This is a genomic window from Gorillibacterium massiliense (assembly GCF_000455485.1).
GTDB lineage: Bacteria > Bacillota > Bacilli > Paenibacillales > NBRC-103111 > Gorillibacterium > Gorillibacterium massiliense.
This window is the reverse complement of the sequence record NZ_CBQR020000173.1, coordinates 18,822-40,540: the sequence shown is the minus strand read 5'-3', so window position 1 is coordinate 40,540 and position 21,719 is coordinate 18,822. Positions and strand designations below refer to the sequence as shown.

14 protein-coding genes are annotated in these 21,719 nt (G+C 49.0%); 8 read left to right on the top strand and 6 right to left on the bottom strand.

Translation table 11 applies throughout. The features are described 5' to 3' along the window. The first annotated feature begins 135 nt into the window (after positions 1–135). Positions 136–861: a cupin domain-containing protein gene (locus TJ79_RS24640; protein WP_052339983.1), complete on the top strand. Its 726-nt coding sequence runs from the start codon at positions 136–138 to the stop codon at positions 859–861. Positions 862–929: 68 nt separating this feature from the next. Here the strand turns inward: TJ79_RS24640 and TJ79_RS24635 are convergent, their stop codons facing one another. From TJ79_RS24635 to TJ79_RS24615, 5 genes are all read right to left on the bottom strand, one after another. Then, on the bottom strand, positions 930–2,603 hold the full coding sequence (locus tag TJ79_RS24635) for an ABC transporter substrate-binding protein (RefSeq protein ID WP_040953001.1): 1,674 nt from the start codon (positions 2,601–2,603) through the stop codon (positions 930–932). Between the two features lie 138 nt (positions 2,604–2,741). Next, a complete protein-coding gene (locus tag TJ79_RS24630) occupies positions 2,742–3,617 on the bottom strand; it encodes a carbohydrate ABC transporter permease (RefSeq protein WP_040953000.1) in 876 nt (291 codons plus the stop codon). Positions 3,618–3,632: 15 nt separating this feature from the next. Beyond that, on the bottom strand, positions 3,633–4,607 hold the full coding sequence (locus tag TJ79_RS24625) for an ABC transporter permease (RefSeq protein ID WP_040952999.1): 975 nt from the start codon (positions 4,605–4,607) through the stop codon (positions 3,633–3,635). 17 nt (positions 4,608–4,624) lie between these two features. After that, complete coding sequence (locus TJ79_RS24620) at positions 4,625–6,607, bottom strand: alpha-glucuronidase family glycosyl hydrolase (protein ID WP_052339981.1); 1,983 nt, start codon at positions 6,605–6,607, stop codon at positions 4,625–4,627. Positions 6,608–6,627: 20 nt separating this feature from the next. Further along, positions 6,628–8,784: a glycoside hydrolase family 3 C-terminal domain-containing protein gene (locus tag TJ79_RS24615; protein WP_052339986.1), complete on the bottom strand. Its 2,157-nt coding sequence runs from the start codon at positions 8,782–8,784 to the stop codon at positions 6,628–6,630. A 385-nt stretch (positions 8,785–9,169) separates the two neighbouring features. Between TJ79_RS24615 and TJ79_RS24610 the strand changes: the two genes are divergently transcribed. Both TJ79_RS24610 and TJ79_RS24605 read left to right on the top strand, forming a co-directional pair. Next, a complete protein-coding gene (locus TJ79_RS24610) occupies positions 9,170–10,054 on the top strand; it encodes a helix-turn-helix domain-containing protein (RefSeq protein ID WP_040953006.1) in 885 nt (294 codons plus the stop codon). 41 nt (positions 10,055–10,095) lie between these two features. Beyond that, on the top strand, positions 10,096–13,587 hold the full coding sequence (locus TJ79_RS24605; RefSeq protein WP_202903372.1) for a glycoside hydrolase family 2 TIM barrel-domain containing protein: 3,492 nt from the start codon (positions 10,096–10,098) through the stop codon (positions 13,585–13,587). A gap of 57 nt (positions 13,588–13,644) precedes the next feature. On the opposite strand, the gene TJ79_RS24600 is transcribed toward TJ79_RS24605, so the two are convergent. Then, complete coding sequence (locus TJ79_RS24600) at positions 13,645–14,505, bottom strand: AraC family transcriptional regulator (protein ID WP_040952997.1); 861 nt, start codon at positions 14,503–14,505, stop codon at positions 13,645–13,647. Positions 14,506–14,680: 175 nt separating this feature from the next. Between TJ79_RS24600 and TJ79_RS24595 the strand changes: the two genes are divergently transcribed. The 5 genes from TJ79_RS24595 (at position 14,681) to TJ79_RS24575 (ending at position 21,648) form a co-directional block, all read left to right on the top strand. Then, positions 14,681–16,003, top strand: a complete 1,323-nt coding sequence (locus tag TJ79_RS24595) for a family 43 glycosylhydrolase (protein ID WP_040952996.1) — start codon at positions 14,681–14,683, stop codon at positions 16,001–16,003. 27 nt (positions 16,004–16,030) lie between these two features. Further along, positions 16,031–17,563: a glycoside hydrolase family 43 protein gene (locus TJ79_RS24590; protein ID WP_040952995.1), complete on the top strand. Its 1,533-nt coding sequence runs from the start codon at positions 16,031–16,033 to the stop codon at positions 17,561–17,563. 489 nt (positions 17,564–18,052) lie between these two features. Beyond that, complete coding sequence (locus TJ79_RS24585; RefSeq protein WP_238323138.1) at positions 18,053–18,790, top strand: ABC transporter permease subunit; 738 nt, start codon at positions 18,053–18,055, stop codon at positions 18,788–18,790. A gap of 24 nt (positions 18,791–18,814) precedes the next feature. Next, the gene (locus tag TJ79_RS24580) at positions 18,815–19,705 is read left to right on the top strand and encodes a carbohydrate ABC transporter permease (RefSeq protein ID WP_040952993.1); all 891 of its coding nucleotides are present in this window, start codon (positions 18,815–18,817) and stop codon (positions 19,703–19,705) included. Positions 19,706–19,839: 134 nt separating this feature from the next. Next, positions 19,840–21,648, top strand: a complete 1,809-nt coding sequence (locus TJ79_RS24575; protein WP_040952992.1) for a type 2 periplasmic-binding domain-containing protein — start codon at positions 19,840–19,842, stop codon at positions 21,646–21,648. Positions 21,649–21,719: the final 71 nt, after the last annotated feature.

The window sequence follows — 21,719 nt, the reverse complement described above, 5'->3', positions numbered from 1 at the left end:
AATAGCGATCTTTCATGGAGTTATAGCTTCAATTTTGTTATTGCTGTTATCCTCATTTGTCAGCTCCAATCACTTCTTCCGGGCGAATACATAGACTGCAAAGTAGCGATAACGGAACGAAGGAGAAGGATCCTGATGCAAAGAACGTCATATGTGGAATTTGATACTGCCAATGCCCAATTTACCTTTGACTTGGCAAATGATCTGTATTTCCGCAAAGATGCCGACAATTATATCAACCGCTTGTCCATCAAGGATTTGAACACGCTGGGCAACGTCTCCCTGCTGGATATTTATTTGAGCAAGTCCAATGTTGTGGAGCCGCACATCCATCCCAATGCCGCTGAGCTGGTCTACTGCATTGCAGGAGAATCTGTGGTCTCTTTGATCAATCCCTTTTCCAATCAATTATTGAATTTCACCATCAAGCCCGGACAAGTCGCAAACGTTCCCCAAGCCTGGTGGCATTACGAAATCGCGTCGGTAGACGATACCCATCTATTGGCCATTTTCGATGCACCTGTTCCCGAAGCCATCTTCGGATCGGATATCCTCCGTCTGACTCCTCCGAATGTTTGGGCTCACACCTATTGCCTGGATGAAGCGGCTGTAAAATCAACCCTTGCTCCCATTACGGGAACGACAATTATCGGTCCTCCAGTAGAGTGCGGACGTGAAGGAAATGCAAGCCCGCAAGTTTCCGCTGCCAATTATGGATCGTCCTCCTATGAAGCGCCGTTTGCTCCAACCGCAGGACCACGGGTACCCTTTTATCCTTATGCCGAGAACAGTTATCCCCGCTATATGCCGAACGCGGCACCGCCCGTTTGGCCTGCCGTTCCTTATCGATATTCCTATTGAAAATTCGCAGCGCAAAAAAAGAAGCCCGGCGCACCGAATAGGTGTGCCAGGCTTTCTTCTCGTTGAGATTAATACCCCAATTTGTCTTTCGTTTTGTTAAAGATGTCATTGGACATTTTCGTGTAGTTGTCTGCGCCGTTGGCTTGGGTTTGCTTCACGTAGTTATCCCAGCCTTTTTCGATGCTTTCTTGACCGGTAATGAATTTGAGGGTCATCGTGTCAACGAAGTCCATCAGCGGCTTGGAGATCAAGCCCATTTGCTCACTGTCGTCAGCGGTGCCCATGATCGGCGGAGCAAGTTTGCGAGGTTCGCGGGAAGCATAGATCCGGTTGTTGAAGTCTTGCTCTTCCTGAGTCATCTTGGAGAATTTCAGGTCTTTCGAACCGCCGTAAGCGAATACGCCGCCGCCGAAACCATAGTCGACGTTCAATTTCTTCGTTGCCGTCGGGTTCATGCCGTTATACGTGATGTCCGGATTAAGGGTGATTTTGCCACTTGCGTCTTTGGTATAGGTTTCGCCTTCAACGCCCCACAGGGAGAGGGTTTGGCCTTCCGGCGAATACCAGAGCCAGTCGACAAAGCGCAGCATTTCGATGAATTTCTCTTCGCCCAAGTCCTTCAGAGCGTTCTTACTGATCATGACGCCGTTTTCCAGACGGGAAGTTTCCACTTGCAGCTTGCCTTTCGGACCGCCGGGAGCTACAAGCATATACAGTTCGGCGTTAGGGACTTGCATTTTTTCTTTGAAACCAGTCATCGTTTGGAAGTTGGTGTTGATGACATAGGAATCACCTTTGAAGAATTTCGCTTGCGCATGTGCATCGTCTTGAGTGAAGGATTCCGGATCGAGGATGCCTTCTTTGACCAGCTTATTGAAATAGGATACATAATCTTTGTACTCTTGAGTATTATCGGCAAAGTAGAATTCTTTCTTGTCTTGGTCAAACTGCAGACCGTTGGCAAGACCCCAACCGCCGGTAACGCCGTATTCAGCAGCCGCGATGTTCAACGTGGATTTGCCAAAATATTCGTCGGACCAAATGTTCTTTTTGCCGGTGAAGGTTTGCACTTTTTTCAAAGCTTGATAGAAATCTTCATAAGTCCAGTCGTCGGCTTTGGAAAGGTCAACGCCTGCTGCAGTGAAAATGTCTTTGCGGATAACATAGGAATAACCGCCGCCGGCTACTTCCCACATACCAGGCAATACATAGTATTTGCCGTCAGCTTGCATTTTCGCTTGCAAGTCTTTCTCCATGCCCCAATCGGCTACAACTTTTTGATAGTTCGGCATATATTGCACGTAATCGCTGATCGGAACGATTTGGCCGCCTGCAATGAAAGGGGTTTCATCATAGGTTTTAGGAATGATGTACGGAGCGTCGCCGCTATTTACGAGCAGCGCCTTTTGGTTTTCATACTCAGTACGGGCGGTTACTTTCAGATCGAAGCTAACATTGGTTTTTTCCGAAATGGCGCTCCAGATTCTCCAATCCGCTTTATACGGATAGCCTTCGTTGTCGCTGAACATCATGGAATACTTCACAGGTTGATCTGAATGGAAGGTTTGACCTTCCCCGAAAGAATACCCGAGAGACGGCGCAGCCGATGCTGCTGTCGATGCTCCTGCGGTCGGGGCGCTCGAAGCCGACGATTCTTTGTCGTCACTCTTGGAGCACGCCGCCATGCCTACTGCCAGGGACATTGTCAGCACGGCACCCAGTGCTTCACTTAACGTTTTCATACCCTGCCTCCTAATATCATTTTTTTATTTTTTTATATATAACAGAAAAGCTGCAAAGACCCTCCCTTGTCTTATTCAGATATCCGGTATGCATTTGCAGCGTTCCTGAGATATAACGATCTGATTACGATATAACGATCAACCTTTTACGGCGCCGATCATCATGCCTTGCACGAAATATTTTTGTACGAAAGGATAGATGCAGATGATAGGCAGCGCAGTCAACACCATGGCGCAGGATTTAACCGTTGCCGCAATTTGGGATGCCTGCTCCGTGCTCGCCCCAACTTCCGTCGGACTGATAGCGGTGTCGATAACCTGCCTCAAATATAGTGCAACAGGCCATTTCTCCTTAGTCTGGATGTAGAGAGATGCGCTAAACCAGTCGTTCCATATGCCAACAATGGTGAAAAGCAATATCGTGGCAATAATCGGCTTTGACAGCGGAACCGTGATGCGAGCAAAGATGCCATATACGCCGAGTCCATCCACTGTTGCCGCTTCCTCCACCTCGTTAGGCAGGCTGGAAAAGAAGGTTTTCATGAGAATGACGTTAAATGCGCTGATGGCGCCCGGAATAATGAGTGCCCAAATGCTATCCCGGAAATGTACCCCTTTGGAAACAAGAATGTAGTTGGGGATCAACCCGCCGCCGAAATACATCGTAAAAAGAACAAACGGGATAAAGAATTTATTCATTCGCAGCTTATCCTTCGACAACGGATAGGCTAGAACGGCTGTTGCCGTTACAGAGATGAGCGTTCCAATTACGGCGTACATGATGGTGTTACCGTAATACCGGAAAAAATCCGGTTTGCTCAAAACAACGCGATACGTTTCCGACGTAAAATCAACCGGCCAAATCGTGACCTTTCCCGCATACACGGCGCCCTCCGAACTAAATGACTGGGCGATTAAGTAGAGGAACGGATACAAAGTGGCGACAATGACCAAGATCATGATAATCGTATTGACAACTTGAAACACTCGATAGGAATTTGATTTGATCTCCATATGTTCCGCTCCTTTCTACCAAAGACCTGATTTTGTCGTTTTTTTAGAAATCTGATTGGCCAAAGTAACCAAGATCAGACCAATAACCCCATCGAACAACCCAACGGCTGTGGCAAAGCTGAAGTTTCCTGCACCACCGGTTGTTCCGCCGCCTATCCCCATCCTGTAAACGTAAGTGGAGAGAACGTCCGCCGTTTGGTAAGTCAGCGGGTTATACAGCAGTAATACCTTTTCGAAGTTGGAGCCCATGATGCCGCCGATATCGAGAATCAAGAGAGTCATGATCGTTGGCAGGATGCCCGGTATGGTCACGTGCCAAGCCAGCCGGAAACGGTTGGCTCCATCGATTCTTGCCGCTTCGTAAAGCTCCGTGTTAATACCCGTCATGGCCGCCAAATAGAGGATGGTACCCCATCCAAGGCCTTGCCAGATGCCGGATGCGACATAGATCGTAGGGAACCAGCTCGGATCCTGGATAAAGGAGATCTTGTCAATACCCAAGTGTGCAAGCAAGGTGTTGATTGGGCCAGTCAGGGAGAGGATTTCCTTCAACATGCCTGCCACGATGACCATAGAGATAAAGTGTGGAAGATACGATACGGTCTGCACGAATTTCTTCCATTTAATTCTGCGGATTTCGTTAAGCAACAAGGCAAAGATCAAGGTCAACGGGAAGCGGATAACTAAGTACGAGATGCTTAGAACCAAGGTGTTTTTGAATGCTCGCCGAAAGGTATGATCTTGCAGGAACATTTTAAAGTACTTCAAACCAACCCATTCCGTCCCAAAGATATTGGGACCACCCCGGTATTTGCGGAAGGCGATGATGTTGCCGATCATCGGCGCGTACTTGAAAATGAGAAAATAGATGACCGGGATGACCAGAAAGGAATACAGCTTCCATTCCTTGCGGACGTGTTTCCATAATGAGATTTTATCCGAGCTCTTGCGGACTTTGACCTTGCCTACCGCTTTGCTATCGGTTGCCATGCCGCCACCACCTTTCTTTAAAATATAGGTCTGTTCAACTCGTCGGCGATGCCAGACTTCCTGAAGAAATAAGCATTTACGATATCGCGCCATTCCCGGGAATGCTGCTGTTGATGGGATAAACGGGATTTAACGTTTTCAAAGGATGCCGGCTCCACCTTGCCCTCAAGGGATTGCCACAGGTGAACCATTTCATCCACTTCCTCTACGCCTTCAAAATGAGTGTCGTAGATGTGCTGGATTAACGTTTTTCCGTTGGACAGACGGTAAGTGTATTCAACGTAATGGAAGAACAGGAGCAGCTCTTCCGGGCAAGTTTCAATGGATTCAAACCGGGATGCATGAGGTTCGCGGTACTGGGTAGAGTAACCGGTCCCTTTACTGCTGCGGTCTACGCCGATTCCCCGATGATCCGCCCGATGGTATGTGCCCCAACGGTCGTATTCGTATCCGTCGACATTCGGGCCGTAGTGATGATTCGGGTTGACCATCCAGCCGATACCGAGAGGCGATGTATAGTGCTCGTAGACTTTCCAGGAATTCATCAAGATCCAAAGTACGGCAGCCTTTACTTCAGGATCGTTCCCGAAGGTAAGGGAGATCCATTCGGATGCGATCTCCTCAGCCGACAGCTTTGTATCGAAGCTAAGCCGGCCGAAGCCGTAAAAGTTGGCGGCCGCTAAATCATGGCCGGTCCAGTTGGGATCATTCCCCGTATTTGCAACCGCTGCCATTCCGCAGTTAACTTGTCCGAAGGTTTTACCGCTGACGATATCCGCTACGGTATCGTTCTGTTCGGCACAAGAAGTGTGGAAGCCGAGGATTTCCTTGAACATCGGGACCAAGTAGCACACATGCCGTTGTTGGCCGGTATATTCCTGGGCGATCTGCACCTCGAGGATTTGATTGGTGGCCGTGAGTCCGCCGAACAGCGGAGAAACCGGCTCCCGGACTTGAAAATCCATCGGTCCATTCTTGATCTGCAAGATCACGTTACCGCGGAAAGTGCCGTCCAGCGGCTTAAAGTGATCGTAGCCCGCTCTCGCCCTATCGGTAACTCGGTCGCGCCAATCCTGTTGGCAGTTGTATACGAAGCATCTCCATATGATCAATGCACCGTAAGGCTCGACCAGTTCCGCCAGCATGTTGGCGCCGTCGGCATGGGTTCTGCCATAGGTGAAGGGACCCGGTCTTCCTTCGGAATCGGCTTTAATGAGGAATCCGCCAAAACCCGGAAGTTCCCGGAACACTTCTTCGAGCTTATCCTGCCACCAGGTCTTCACTTCACCCGAGAGCGGATCGGCTGTCGATAAACCCCCGAGTTCGATGGGAGCCGCGAAGTTCAAGCTGAGGAAAAGCTTGATTCCATAAGAAGCGTAAATTTGCTGCATCTTCCGCAATTGCCCCAAATACCGCGGGGTGATGAGGTAGGTGGCGGCATGCTTCACATTGACGTTGTTGATGACCACTCCGTTGATGCCTATGGACGCAACCAATCTTGCATAATCCGCCGTACGTTCGTTTACGATTACCTCATTATCTTGAAAGAAGAACGACTGTCCGGAATACCCTCTTTCGATTGAGCCGTCCATGTTGTCCCAGTGGTTCAACATGCGCAGCGGTTGGTCCGGAACCTTTTGCTCATTGATCTCATCAGCGACTGCTTCTGCCTGAAGCCGGCGGAGCAGTTGGAAGATTCCGTACAGAATTCCCCGGGACGTATTCCCTTCGATCACAAAAGCGTGATCCTCCGCGTGGATGTGGTAGCCTTCTTGCCCCAAAACCGCACGATCGGTGATCCGCAGGTGAATGCCGGAATCTGCCGCTCCGCAATCTGTCGGCAGGGTGACGGTGTACATTTTCCCGATGGCAAAGATGAGTTCCTTTAAGCCTGAACGGATGACGTCATCCTCATCGGTGAAGTAAACGCCCGTCAAGTATTTGCGGAAGCTTACCTCGCTGACTTTTCGATAGTTAAGCCATGCCTGCCCATCATTCATTCGAAGCCGAACCTCCTTTCTTACACTTCTTTCTCGAGCTCAGAAACAACCGAGAGTTCAACCGATTTCTTCCCGGTAAGCGCCGAGCTTCTGCTGTCAGGTTGGGCTGCGCCAATATGAAGGGTATATGCCCCTTTTCCTACGATCCGCTTTCCTTCCTCGTTGTACAAACCGAAAGCTTCAATCGGCAGTTGCAAGGTGATGGTAACTTGTTCCTGTGGCTCAAGGTTAACCTTCTTGAAGGATTTCAATTGAGCATTTGGTGTGCCTTCGCGCTCCGCTTTCACGTAAGCTTGAATCACTTCCCCACCTGCCAGTTTGCCTGTGTTTTTGACAGTAGCGGTAACCTTAACGCCTGCATCGGTCACCTGCTTCGTATCGACTTGCACATCGCTGATATTGAAATCCGTATAGGACAAGCCGTATCCGAATGGATATAAAGCCTCTTGGGACATGTATCGATAGGTCCGGTCTTTCATATCGTAATTTGTGAACTCAGGCAGTTCCTCGCTGGTCCGGTAGAAGGTTACAGGCAGCTTGCCTTCCGGAGAGAATTCTCCGAAAAGGGCTTCCGCGATCACCTGGCCTCCTTGGGCCCCTGGATACCAACCTTGCAAAATCGCCGGAACATGCTCATCCGCCCAGGTGACAGCCAGCGCGCTGCCGGAAAGCAGTACCAACACCACCGGCTTGCCGCTTTCATAAGCCGTTTTCAGCACTTCATGCTGGTTACCCGGGAGCCGCAAGTCCATCTTATCGCCGCTGGCGTACTGGTTGCCCGTATCGCCCTCTTCGCCTTCCAAGCCGGCATCGAGTCCGAGGCAAACGATGACAACGTCGCTTTCCTTGCAAACGCCTTTCACTTCCGCGATCCGATCGTTGGCTATGCCGAGTGCGCTGACTTTATCCAGGTGCAGGTGACACCCTTCGGAATACAAAACCCGTACGTCCTCGCCGACGTAATCCTGAATGCCTTCCACTACCGTAATGTATCGGGATGCGGTTCCTTCGTAATTGCCAACTAGCGCTCTCCGATTATTGGCGTTAGGTCCGATGACCCCGATGGTTTTCAACTTCGATTTATTTAAAGGAAGAAGATTGTTTTCGTTTTTCAAAAGAACGAGGGATTCCTTGGCAGCCTTCCGGTTCAACGCTTTCATATCCGCCGTATCTACTTGAGTGTAGGGAATCGAAGAGTAGGGAACCTTTTTCTGATCTTCGAAAAGTCCCAGCTTCATGCGGGTGGTGAACAGTCGAATGACAGCCGCATCAATGGTCTCTTCCGTCACCAAGCCATCCTTCACCGCTTCCAGCAAATAAATGAAGAGATTGCCGCAGTTTAAATCGCAGCCATGATTAACGGCAAGGGCAACAGATTCGATAGCGTTGGAGGTTACTCCATGGTGCTCATGGAAGTCCCGGATCGCCCAGCAGTCGGAAACGACGTGACCATCAAATCCCCATTCCCGGCGCAATATTTTTTGCAAAAGTAATTCGCTGCCGCAGCAGGGCTCGTCGTTGGTCCGGTTATAAGCTCCCATCACCGCTTCCACTTCCGCTTCTTGAACGCATGCGCGGAAAGCCGGCAAGTAAGTTTCATACAAATCTTGGGTAGAAACAACCGCATTAAATTGATGGCGAATATCTTCCGGTCCGGAATGTACAGCAAAATGCTTCGCACACGCCGCTACCTTCATATACTCCTCGTCATGACCCTGCAGTCCTTGAATGTACCGCACACCCAGTCTCGACGAAAGGTAAGGGTCTTCGCCATAGGTTTCATGCCCCCGTCCCCAGCGGGGATCGCGGAAGATATTTACGTTCGGAGCCCAAAAGGTCAACCCTTTGTAAATGTCCGTATCTCCGAACTCTTGCTGCATATTGAACTTGGCCCGTGCTTCTGTGGAAACCGCGTCAGCCACTTCTTCCAACAAGTCTTCGTTGAATGTCGCCGCAAGACCGATGGCTTGTGGGAACACCGTAGCCACGCCCGCTCTCGCCACGCCGTGCAGACCTTCATTCCACCAGTTATATGCTTTTACGCCCAGCCGCTCGATAGCCGGAGCCGAGTGCAGCATTTGATAGACCTTTTCCTGCAGAGTCATCTGGCTGACAAGATCTTTTGCCCGCTCTTTATACTCGTCAATCTTGCTTTTTTTCTTTGTAATTTCCGCCATTTGGGACACCTACGCTTTCTCTCCTATATTCTCTTTTAATGTCTGAGACTTTTTAAATAATGCTCCATTTAGCGGATGATCCTTGCTACTATTTGATTAAAGAAAATTTCGGAGACAAACTTCATCAAAAAGTGATATTATGGCATTGTATCCGATTTCATCGATGGTAAATCTGGATAAAATCTGAAATCCAAGTGAGTTTTCCGTTGACTCGAGGTTAATTATAGCGTTTTCACACCTGTTGTTCTTCGTGATTCTTGCTTTTCACTTCTCATATTGTGCTATTTTTGCGCTATGCAGAGAGTGAATCGTCATTTTTCACCAAAATCTTGTCAATATTTGATACGCAAAGATCAGCAAATAGTAAAAAGAAAGGGTGATGGATTTGATCGAAATTTTGAATGGAACCCGAGAGACTGTTTCGTATCACGAGCATTTCGGGATCCGGCTTTATCTGAACCATGAAGCGGAAGATTACCCGATCCACTGGCATACCGCGGCTGAGGTCATCATGCCCATTGAAAACATTTACACGGTGATCGTCAACGATACCAAGCATGTTTTGCAGCCGGGCGATATTTTGGTGATTCCTCCGGGAGAGCTGCATGAACTGTTCGCCCCCGATTCCGGCGAGCGGATCATTTTACAGTTTGACTATTCCCTGCTGCAAAATCTGAACGGCTTTAATTCAACTTTTCACCTGCTGCGGCCTTACGTCACCGTCACCGCAGAAGATAACAAGGAACTGCACGAACAGATCAAGCCGCTTATTTTGGATATCATGAAGGAATACTTCAGCAAATCGCTGTTGAAGGAAGCATCCGCTTACTCGATGCTGATTCAGTTTTATGTCATTCTCGGCCGCAATTGCATGGAGGGGGATCAGCGTTTCCCTCATAACGGCAGCCAAAAACAGCATCGGTACATCGATAAATTTTTGCAGGTATGCAATTACATGAATGAGCACTGCACCGAGGATATCCAGGTGGATGATTTAGCCGCCATCGCCGGCTTCAGCAAATTCCACTTTGCTCGTCTGTTCAAACAATTTACCGGCATGTCCTATTACAGCTACTTGAACGAGCACCGGATCATGCACGCGGAAAAGCTGCTCATCGATCCGAACCTGTCCATCACCGAAGTTGCCATGCGGTCCGGCTTCGTCAGTCTGGCTACCTTCAATCGGGTATTTAAAACCTACAAAAAATGCACGCCAACCCAATACAAAATGCTTCACGGCAATCATGGCAATCATACGCACAACCATTAAACCAACCTATATATATTGAAGGACGTGATCTCGTGAGTCAGATGACTCTTTTCAACGACGGCTGGTTCTTTTCCAAACAGCCGCTTCAAACTGAATTCAAAACAATATCTTCCGCTGATGAATCCATCTGGTCCGCCATCACGTTGCCCCATGACTGGCTGATCTACAATACCGGCGATCTATACGAAAACGGGGAGGGCTGGTACCGGAAAAGCTTCGCCATCGACGAGATTGCGTCGGATAACCGCATGTCCCTTCGTTTCGAAGGCGTGTACATGAACTCCACAGTTTTTGTGAACGGAAGCGTTGCGGGAACCTGGAAATACGGCTATTCCACCTTTGAATTCGACATTACGCCCTATTTAAAAGCTGGGGAAAACGAAGTCTATGTACAGGTCATCCACGAATCTCCCAATTCCCGTTGGTATTCGGGAGCCGGAATATACCGGAATGTTTGGCTGAATACATATCCGGACACTCACATCGCAACGGACGGTATTTACATCGTCGCCCGGAAAACGGAGGAAAATTGGAGTATAGACGTAGCTACGGAAGTGGTAATCGGAACAGGAACCGATTCCGTTTCTTCGGCTAACCGTAAAGTGCGGCACACGGTGCTTGATTCTTCCGGCACACTTGTAGTCCAGGAGGAATCCGCTATTCCCGCAGACGTTGCGGGTTTAGTCGTCACCATCCCTACCCGTTTGACCGTCGAGCAACCGGAACTATGGGATTTGGAAAATCCGCGGGTTTATAAAATGAAAACAGAGCTTCTTGCCGATGGCGTGGTGACCGACACGGAAATCCAAAACTTCGGATTCCGCACTTTGGCGTTCGACAGCGAAAAAGGATTTTTCCTGAACGGGCAATACGTGAAGCTCCACGGGGTATGCCAACACCACGATTTGGGCTCGCTGGGAGCTGCCGTGAATAAGGCTGCGCTGAGGCGGCAGATCGAGCTTCTGAAGGAGATGGGCGTTAACTCCATTCGCACCGCCCATAACATGCCCGCGGTGGAATTGATGGATTTGGCTGATGAAATGGGCGTGCTCATCGTCTCGGAAGCCTTCGACATGTGGGAGCGTCCCAAGACCCCCTTTGATTACGCGCGGTTTTTTCCGGAATGGAAGGAAAAAGACGTGGCCAGTTGGGTCCGCCGCGACCGCAACCGCCCCAGCCTGTTGATGTGGAGCATCGGCAACGAAATTTACGACACCCATGCCGGAGAGCGTGGTCAGGAGTTAACCCGGGAACTAATGGAGCTGGTGCTGGCCCACGATTCCGAGTTCAATGCCTACGTGACCATCGGGTCCAACTTCATGCCCTGGGAAAATGCCCAGAAATGCGCCGAAATCGTTAAGTTCGCCGGTTATAATTATGCGGAGAAATACTACGAGGCCCATCACGCGGAACATCCCGACTGGATCATCTATGGCAGTGAAACGTCGTCCACCGTGCAAAGCCGGGGCATCTATCACTTCCCGCTTGCTCAATCTGTGTTGTCCGATGACGACGAACAGTGTTCCTCCCTCGGCAACAGTTCCACCAGTTGGGGGGCGAAAAACACGGAAGCCTGCATCATCGCCGACCGGGATGCGCGGTTTTCTCCCGGCCAGTTCATCTGGACAGGCTTCGATTATATCGGGGAGCCGACGCCCTATCACACCAAAAACAGCTATTTCGGCCAGTTGGACACAGCCGGCTTCAAAAAGGACTCCTATTATATCTACCAAGCGGAATGGACGGATTACCGGAAAGCTCCGATGGTGCATATTTTCCCGTATTGGGATTTTTCCGAAGGTCAACTCATCGATATTCGGGTGGCATCCAATGCCCCTAAAGTCGAATTGTTCGTAAACGACGTGTCCCAAGGCGTTGTCTGCATCGATCACGAGCATGGCCAAAAGCTCCTGGGTGAATGGCAGCTTCCTTACGCCAAAGGCATTCTGAAAGCTGTTGCTTATGATGAATACGGGGCGAAGATCGCGTCCGATACGATATCATCCTTCGGCGATGCAACCGGAATCGTTCTCACCCCAGATAAAATCGAATATGCGGCGGACGGATCCGATCTGATTTTCGTTGAAATCTCCGCAAAGGACGCGGAAGGCAACCAGGTCGAAAACGCCAATAACCGCGTTCAATTGTGCGTAGAAGGCCCGGGCCGTTTGATCGGTTTGGATAACGGGGACAGTACGGATTATGAACCGTACAAAGGAACGAGCCGCCGTCTGTTCAGCGGCAAACTGCTGGCTGTTATCGCCAGCACCGGGGAAAGCGGAACCGTCACCGTACGGGTGACCTCTCCCGGTATCGAGGCGGGGGAAGCGGTTTTGACGGCAGTACCGGTTTCACAGTCTAGTGGGGATGTTCAGGGGAAGACACTATTCGGATACAGCGAAAAAGGGATCTCAGCCACCGACGAGCAAAAGCTCCGTGAACTGGAGGGTGAAATTCCGGTTCGCAAGCTGGAAATCGTCTTTCCCCAAGGCAACCGCTTGAGCAAGGAACAAACGACTATTCCCGTGCAGGTGAAAATCCATCCTGAGAATGCCACTTACCAGGACTTGGAGTGGCGGATTACAACGGTTGCGGGAATCGACGCCAATATCGCCAAGCTTCAGGCTGACGGGCACAAAGCCGCCATCACCTCCTTGGGCGACGGCAAGGTGTATGTCCGCGTCGCCACGAAGAACGGAGCGGATAAAATCCGCCTCTACTCGCTTATGGAAGTGGAGATCACCGGCATGGGACAAGCGTTCATCAATCCGTTCGAATTCGTGTCTGCCGGCTTCCACAGCCCGGCCAGCGCGAACCTGACAAACGGTAATGAACGTGGCGTCGCCACGGCAAGAGATGGGGAAAGCCGGGTCGTCTTCGAAAACATCGACTTCGGCGATTACGGCTCCGATGAAATCACCCTCCCCATCTTTTCGCTGGACAACGATGAATTTACGATGGATCTATGGGAAGGCGTTCCCGGCGAAGCGGATGCGGCGCTGCTGACCGTTCTGACTCACCAGCAGCAGTCGCAGTGGAATGTTTACCAGGAAGCGACGTACACCTTGCCGAAGCGGCTTAAAGGTATCGTGACGATCACCTTTGTTTTACGCCGGAAGATCCATTTGAAAGGCTTCCAGTTCAAGCCGCAAAAAGCGTTTGCCAAACTGAACGCCTTAGAAAACAGCCAGGTCTATGGGGACACGTTTACGGTAACAGGCGAGGCCATTGAGAATATCGGCAACAACGTCTCCCTCGTTTTCAAGGATATGGAATTTGGCACAGCGGGAAGCTCAAAGCTCGTCATCTGCGGCCATTCGCCACTGGACAAGAACACCATTCACATTCAGTTCAGCGGACCCCAAGGGGAGTCGAAGCAGATCGTGGAATTCCCCTATTCGGACGGTTATGTCGAACGGGAATTCGCATTGGAACCGGTAACCGGTCAGCAAACCGTAACCTTCGTCTTCCTGCCGGGAAGCCAGTTTGATTTCAAGTGGTTTCAGTTTGCGGAGAATGGATTAGAGAAATAATCCATATGCAATACGCAGAAAAACCCTTCGCGAGAAGGGTTTTCTGCATTCATTCCCTTATTGACTTAGCCTGTAAGATTTGGGTGACATCCCGAAAACCTTGGAAAACTGCCGAGTGAAGTAGTTACTGTCATTAAATCCGCATTGATAGGAAATAGTTGTTATCGGGAGTTTGGTTTGCTTCAATAAGGCACAAGCTCGATCCAAACGAAGCCGTATCAGGTAGAACATTGGTGTTGTTTGATAATAGGACTGAAAAATCCGGTTTAAATGTCGGACGGAAACGTTTGAACTGTCCGCTATATCTTCTAAAGTAATCGGTTCAAGGTAATGATCCTCAATAAATGAGATCGCATTAGCTAAATGCATCAAATTACTAGGCATGCTTTTCTCTTGGCTGTCGTATTGTCTGGACAAATAGACGACGAGCTCCATAAAGCGGGAAAGTACCATCGTCTGATACCCCTGGTGCTTTTCGGTATACTCGTCAATCATGACAGAGATTAGAGATGAGACGTATTCCAAGTTGGGGAGAGAAAGATTAAGCATACTCTTATACGAATGAAAATTGCGGTAAAATGGTTCAATTACGAAAAGTGCTTGAAATCCATTGGAAATTCTTAGATCCGGACCGATGGAACGTAAAATTTCGGGCTTGTACATAATATTGCAAATTTTGAAATCATGTGGGTCTTTGTATGCATGGTTAGCTTCACCGCTGATGACGAAAACATTCCCTTTTTTTATAAAGTACGTTTCGTCATTCACGATATGCGTAGCATTTCCGTTTAGCACAATCACGAGTTCGGAGAATTCAAAATGTTTATGCAAAAATAGATCGTCATCGTGTCCACCATATTGAATGAAGAACGGGAATTGCTCGTCCTTCGTAAACCAGTCCAGGTAGACGTTGTTCATGAGCTCAACTCCCCCAAACCATAAAATGATGTCTATATCATGCTATAGGATAGACCATAAAATCAAGGATCAAAAGTTTGCATCGCACTAGACTTATATATTGAAATAGATGCAAAGAAGTTCATTTTATAAGCCGATATTCCATTTCACAATAAACTCTGGAGGGACAGCAAAAATGCCAAATCCTTATTTACCGAATTGGGAGTACATCCCTGATGGGGAGCCGAGAGTCTTCGGCAACCGGGTTTACGTATACGGCTCGCACGACTTGGCAGGGTCGGACCGGTTCTGTGATTACACTTTGAAGGTATGGTCAGCCGATATTCATGATCTGAACAACTGGACATGTCATGGGGATAGCTTCCATACGCGTATGGACCGGGATCACGAGAGCGATACAACGTGGTCAGACCGCGAGCTTTATGCTCCGGATGTGGTTGAAAAGGATGGAAACTACTATCTCTATGCGTACATCGTCGGGTCAAAGGGCTGTGTTGCGGTAAGCGACAAGCCTGAGGGACCTTTCAAGTTGATATCTACCTATCGAGTTCCGAACAACAGTGCGCAACTACTGGAAGAGGGACAATTTATCGATCCCGGCGTTCTGGTGGATGACGATGGCAAGGTTTACATCTACTGCGGCTACCTCGGCTCCTACATGGCTGAGATTAATGCGGATAACATGGTTGAAATTTTACCAAATTCTTTTATACCGGATATTATTCCAGTGGATGAACCCTTCGGCTTTTTTGAAGCCTGTTCGCCTCGTAAGGTCGGAGATACGTATTACTTGATTTATTCTCCCAAAATGGGCAGTCGGCTTGATTATGCTACGAGCAAATCTCCCACTGGACCCTTCCAATACGGCGGCACGATTGTCGACAATGGCGTGGATTATCCCGGCGGCAACAATCATGGATCGATTTGCCAGATCGATGGACAGTGGTATATCTTTTATCATCGAATGACCAATAATACGGTCATGTCGAGACGTGCCTGCGTGGAACGGATTGAGCTTCTTCCCGATGGGAGTATTCCTCAGGTGGAGATGACTTCTTTGGGATTCGAGCAATCGCTATCCCCTTACCGGTTCACTCCGGCAGATTGGGCTTGCGTGCTTAAAGGCGGATGCTTCATTACCGAGAGAAATGTAATCGATCGTTCGATTGTCCAGATTACTACCGGATGCGTTATAGGGTTCAAATATTTTGACTTCGGAGTCGACTATTCCAGCAAAACCATGGAGATTACGGCCAAGGTTCGGGGCTGCGGAAACAAGGGCAAGATGAAAATCGTTCTTGATCATAGCGAGAACGGCGAAGTGATCGGCACCTGTGACATCGGACCGGATGATAAAGTTATCCATACGATTGTTAAGTCTATAACCGGTAAACACTCGGTTTTCCTAGTCTTTGAGGATGAGTACAGTGGATACTTTGGTGAGTTCTTCGCTGGCAGGGCTCTCTGCGAATTGGAAGGGTTTGTCTTCCACAAATAACGATCACTGGAGATAAAGGAGAAAGACATGAAGTTTGCAAACCCCGTCATACCCGGCTTTTATCCGGACCCTAGCGTCTGCAGAGTTGGTGAAGACTACTATTTGGTTAACAGTTCGTTCGGATATTTTCCCGGGCTACCGATTTTCCATAGCAGGGATTTAGTCAATTGGCGCCAAATCGGGCATTGCTTGTCCAGAGACAACCAACTGCCCTTAACCAGCAAATCGGAAAGCGAATCTTTCAGTTTTGTCGGAATTTATGCGCCGACGATCCGTCACCATAATGGCCGATTTTATGTGATTACGACCAATGTATCGTATAACGGTAATTTTATCGTATGGGCGGAGCGGCCCGAAGGCCCTTGGTCGGAACCGATTTATTTGGATTGGCCAGGGATCGATCCCTCCCTCCTTTTTGATCAGGATGGGAACATTTATATTACGGGCACAGGGAGCTATCAGGAAACCCCAGGCATCTATCAGGCCCAGATCGACCCGGATACGGGAACATTGCTCTCGGAACGCAGGCTCGTTTGGGAAGGGACAGGCGGTCAAAGTCCAGAAGGCCCCCATCTTTACCGGATCGGTTCCTTTTACTATTTGCTTATCGCAGAAGGCGGAACGGAATATGGCCATATGGTGACCCTGGCAAGGAGCAAGCAGCCGTATGGACCGTTCGAGCCCTGCCCGCAAAATCCCATCCTAACCCATAGAAGTATCCAAAATCCGATTCAAGCTACAGGACATGCCGATTTGGTCCAGGCGCATGATGGCAGTTGGTGGGCGGTCTTTCTGGGAATTCGAGTTTTCCATTACCCCTACTATCACCACTTGGGCAGAGAAACATATCTTGCTCCGGTAGCATGGACGGAGGCAGATTGGCCGGTGATTGGCGATCAGGGCCAGGTATATCTTGAAATGGAAGGGCCGGCCTTCTATACAGGAGGGCAGGACTCGGAGTCGCGATTTGCAAGAGATGATTTCAATTTCGAGTATTTGGGCAGTCAATGGAATCATATCCGGAATCCGCAAGAAGGAACGGTTTCTCTCAAGAAAAAAACGGGTTGGCTCACTCTTTACGGGACTGCAAACGGGTTAGACCACCAGTCGCCGCAAACCTTTATCGGCCGCAGGCAGCAGGATTTGGAATGCCGTGTTTCTGCACTCGTATCATTTGAACCTGAGTTCGACGGCGAGGAAGTCGGTTTAGCCGCTTATATGAACGAAAAGGCTCACTACGAAATCGCAGTCGTCCGGAAAGATGGAGCAAAACTTATTCTGTTTCGCCGTCGCATCGGCAGCATGTGGAAGGTCGAACGGGAAGAGCCGCTCGAACCGGGAGAGATTATACTCGCGATCAGAGCGGATGCAGAATCCTATACCTTCAGTTATTCACAGCCCGGGAACGAGGAGCGGATCATGGGGCAAGGAGAATGCTCTTACCTCTCCACTGAGGTGTCCGGTGGCTTCACCGGTGTTTATTTTGGAATGTACGCTACCGGGAATGGAAATCCCTCTCAAACGCCGGCGTTTTTTGATTATTTCGATTATCAAAGATAACCAAAAAAAGAATACAGCCTTAGCCCGATACTCCGTCGGACTAAGGCTGTTTATTTTTCTGCAGCCGATCGATCTCTCCCATCAGAGATGGACTGAAATGATGTCTATATAATGCTTGTTTTGAGTCGCAATAATGAAGGTTTCCGGATATGAGCTGAACTAAAATGATAATTGTTTCGAGGTGCTGGCTGGAAGTTGGGATTGGATGAAAGCGTTCTTAAAAAGAGATCATCGCACCAAAACATTTAAAGATCAAGGGGGAGTTAGATGAGTTCCACAGCAACAAAAGCAGCAGAAACTCCATTGGGCGTAAGAAAACAGCCCCATTTAAAAGGGAAGTATACACTTTTCTTTATGGCGTTTCCTTTTTTGGTTCTTGTATTCCTTTTTTCCTATTTACCTCTCTATGGATGGATCTACTCCTTATACAATTACTTCCCAGCGATCCCCTTATCCAAAAGCGAATTTGTCGGCTTACGCTGGTTTTCCATGATGGTTTCGAATGAAGTGCAGCGTGCCGAGATGATCCGTGTCTTGCGTAATACCTTCGCCATCAGTTCGCTTGGCATTCTGACATCCATTCTACCTGTCATCTTTGCCATCTTGTTGCAGGAGATAAAGAGCACGAAGTTCAAGCGAATCGTCCAGACTTTTACCACTCTTCCCAATTTTATCAGTTGGGTATTGGTGTATTCGTTTGCGTTCATGATGTTTTCCGTCGACAACGGCTTTATCAATAAGCTGCTGATGAACCTGGGATGGATCCATACCCCCACTAATATTCTCGCTTCCGACCATCACACATGGCTGGCAATGACCTTATGGAGTGTTTGGAAAGGGTTGGGCTGGGGAGCGATCATGTACATTGCTGCGATCACCGGAATCGACCCCGAATTGTATGAAGCGGCTAGAGTCGACGGAGCAAACCGTTTCAAACAGATCTGGCATATCACCGTGCCTGGAATCATCCCTACTTACTTCGTGTTGCTGATCTTGTCTATTGCGAATTTCATCAACAACGGCCTTGATCAATACTTCGTCTTCGCGAACGCCATGAACATGAGCAATATCGAAGTGCTGGATTTGTACGTCTACAACATCGGGATGGCGAACTCGAATTTTGGCTTTGCCACAGCCGTCAGCATTATGAAATCCCTTGTCAGCCTGTTCCTCCTCTTCGGAGCTAACGGACTGTCCAAGGCGATTCGCGGCGAGAGCATCATCTAATGGCAAAGGGAGGAAACGAGAGGAATGGCCAAAAAAAATAAGTTTACGTTGTTCGACTTCATCAATTATATGGTGTTGGCCTTATTCACCGTGGCTTGCATCTTTCCTTTCTACTATTTGTTCATCAATACAATCAGCAACAACGACTTGAGCAGCAAAGGGCTTATCATGTTCTACCCAAAGGGACTCCAGTTCTCCAATTATGAGCATGTCTTTCGGATTCCCGGCCTGACTCTAGCAGCTGGGGTGACCGCAGCGCGTACTGTGATAGGTACCGTTTTGACCGTAGCGGCATCTGGATATTTGGGCTATTTGTTTACCAAAAACGAGATGTGGGGGCGGCGATTCTGGTACCGTTTCCTCGTGATCACCATGTACTTTAACGCCGGATTGATTCCATGGTATCTGACCATGCGCAATCTTGGTTTGACCAACAATTTTCTGGCGTATATCCTTCCGGGAATTGTGTCGCCCTTCTATATCATCTTGGTTAAAACATTCGTTGAATCGACGTCGGTTGCTTTACAAGAGTCCGCACAAATCGATGGCGCAGGGTACATGACGATCTTCTGGAAGATTGTCATACCGCTGATTACGCCGATCCTGGCCACGATCACGATCTTTTCCGCCGTTGGGCAGTGGAATCAATTCTATGACACCCTGTTCTTGATGACAAATTCAAAGCTATTCACCCTGCAATTCATTTTATGGCGGTATATGAACGAAGCATTGTCGATTGCAGAAATCATGAAGCAATCCTCCGGAGGAATGCGCTCGAATTTGTCCATTATGCCGACGCCTACCTCGATCCGCACGACGGTCTCGATCATTGTCGTCATCCCGATCCTGCTCGTTTATCCTTTCTTTCAGCGATTTTTCGTTAAAGGTATTATGATTGGCGCGGTCAAAGGCTAGTGTGGTCGTCCTTGACTCGGTTTGAGGAGGTGATCGGACCTGTTGCAAGTAATTGCAACAAAAGCGATTTGCGGGAAATAAGTTGGTTGGTTACGAATTGCGGTTAAACCAATTTCAGGGAGGTCTTTGCACGTATGTTGAAACAAAAAAAATGGTCTTTCCTCTTGACCCTCGTATGTCTCCTTATGGTCTTCTCCACGGCATGCAACAACGGGAGCAAGAATGCAACAGGCTCGAACAGCCCATCGTCCGGACAAAACGCTTCAGCCGGGACCGATAAGGGAACTGGTGGTGGAACCGAAGGCACGATTACGGATTGGTCCAAGGAGCCGGAAGTTACGCTGCAGGTATTTTCCACATTGGCCAATTATGCAGGCGAGCAGCCGGGCTGGTTCGCCAAGCTTGTCAAAGACAAGTTCAACATCAAGCTAAACATCATTCAGGGAAGCAATGATCGGGTCGCCACGCAGATGGCATCGGGCAGCCTCGGCGACTTGGTCGTTGGTATGGGCGGTAAAAATTACACCGACTCGATCAAAGCAGGGTTAGTATTGGATTGGACCAAGAACGGACTGCTCGACAAGTACGGCAAAAATATGCAGAAATATGCGGCTCAAGCACTGGAAGCAAACCGTAAGCAATACGGCAACGATACCGCCATCTACGGAATCGGCAACGGTGTAGGCAACGGCGATGGTCCTAGCGAAGGCGCAACCATGACGTTCGGCCCGTATCTTCGCTGGGATCTTTATCAAAAACTCGGCAGCCCTGGGATCAAGACGCTGGATGACTATTTACCGATTCTTAAGCAAATGCAGGAGCTGCAGCCGACTAGTGAATCGGGCAAGAAAACATACGGATTCTCACTTTGGTCGGACTGGGATGGAGACTTCTCCACGCTCGCCAAGGTTACGGCGCAATTTTACGGTTATGCGGAAACCGATGGGTTCAACTCCGGCGACCTGGTTCTCGTCAAAGCCGATGAAGCGAAATATCAACCCATCCTGGACGAAAATAGCTATTATATGAAAGGTTTAAAATTCTATTTCGATGCCAATCAGATGGGTTTATTAGATCCGGATTCCTTGACCCAAAAATTCGGCGACGTCTCGAATAAGATCAAGGACGGTCAAGTGCTGTTCGCGCAATTTCCTTGGTTAACGAATGTTTACAACACGCCAAATCATACCGCTGAAGGCAAAGGCTTTGCCTTGGTTCCATTCAGCGAAGAGCAGATTTACTCAAACGGCTTCAATCCGTACGGAAGCGGCTGGATTTGGTCCATCGGCGCCAAAACGAAATATCCGGAGCGCGTAATGGCTTTTCTAGATTGGATGTACTCGCCGGAAGGCGTCGAAGAAGGCTTCTACGGTCAGAAGGGCATGGCTTGGGATGTGGATGCGAGCGGAAAACCGACCTTAACCGAGTTGGGACAGCAAACGATGTACAATCAAGATACACCGGTTCCCGATCAGTACGGTGGAGGCATTTGGAGTGACGGAGCCGGCAATTTTGGCAAACTGAACAATGTGACCCTTGCCTTGTCCAGCATCAACCCCGAAACCAGCGAACCCTACGATTTCAATCTTTGGAATTCCACGCTGACGCGGAATCCGGATCCGGTTACGAAGAGCTGGCGCGAAGCCATGGGTGTGTTGACCGACAAGGAATGGTTTGTGAAGCACAATCAAGTGGCGATCGCGAAACCCTTCTTCAACGGCCAGGCTCCTGCGGAAGAACCTGCGGATATCAAGCTCAAGCACAGCCAGGTAGGCAAGGTAATCAAAGAATTTTCGTGGAAGATGATGTTAGCCAAAAATCAAGCCGAGTTTGACAGTCTGAAGCAGCAAATGATCAAAAAAGCAAAAGGCTTGGGCTACGATGATGTGATCAATTGGGAACTCGAACAAACGAAGAACACGGTATTCACGATGTATAAATAAACTTAGGGCATGGGATTCGGTATAATACCGGGCCCATGCCCTTAGGTTTTGACAGAATTCATTTGTGATTG

What these genes read in the sequence shown, in the direction of transcription:
- TJ79_RS24620 (WP_052339981.1), bottom strand. Translation starts at nt 6,607, where the DNA reads ATGAATGATGGGCAGGCATGGCTTAACTATCGAAAAGTCAGCGAGGTA.
- TJ79_RS24625 (WP_040952999.1), bottom strand. Translation starts at nt 4,607, where the DNA reads ATGGCAACCGATAGCAAAGCGGTAGGCAAGGTCAAAGTCCGCAAGAGC.
- TJ79_RS24585 (WP_238323138.1), top strand. Translation starts at nt 18,053, where the DNA reads ATGATGGTTTCGAATGAAGTGCAGCGTGCCGAGATGATCCGTGTCTTG.
- TJ79_RS24615 (WP_052339986.1), bottom strand. Translation starts at nt 8,784, where the DNA reads ATGGCGGAAATTACAAAGAAAAAAAGCAAGATTGACGAGTATAAAGAG.
- TJ79_RS24595 (WP_040952996.1), top strand. Translation starts at nt 14,681, where the DNA reads ATGCCAAATCCTTATTTACCGAATTGGGAGTACATCCCTGATGGGGAG.
- TJ79_RS24590 (WP_040952995.1), top strand. Translation starts at nt 16,031, where the DNA reads ATGAAGTTTGCAAACCCCGTCATACCCGGCTTTTATCCGGACCCTAGC.
- TJ79_RS24635 (WP_040953001.1), bottom strand. Translation starts at nt 2,603, where the DNA reads ATGAAAACGTTAAGTGAAGCACTGGGTGCCGTGCTGACAATGTCCCTG.
- TJ79_RS24605 (WP_202903372.1), top strand. Translation starts at nt 10,096, where the DNA reads ATGACTCTTTTCAACGACGGCTGGTTCTTTTCCAAACAGCCGCTTCAA.
- TJ79_RS24575 (WP_040952992.1), top strand. Translation starts at nt 19,840, where the DNA reads ATGTTGAAACAAAAAAAATGGTCTTTCCTCTTGACCCTCGTATGTCTC.
- TJ79_RS24640 (WP_052339983.1), top strand. Translation starts at nt 136, where the DNA reads ATGCAAAGAACGTCATATGTGGAATTTGATACTGCCAATGCCCAATTT.
- TJ79_RS24630 (WP_040953000.1), bottom strand. Translation starts at nt 3,617, where the DNA reads ATGGAGATCAAATCAAATTCCTATCGAGTGTTTCAAGTTGTCAATACG.
- TJ79_RS24600 (WP_040952997.1), bottom strand. Translation starts at nt 14,505, where the DNA reads ATGAACAACGTCTACCTGGACTGGTTTACGAAGGACGAGCAATTCCCG.
- TJ79_RS24580 (WP_040952993.1), top strand. Translation starts at nt 18,815, where the DNA reads ATGGCCAAAAAAAATAAGTTTACGTTGTTCGACTTCATCAATTATATG.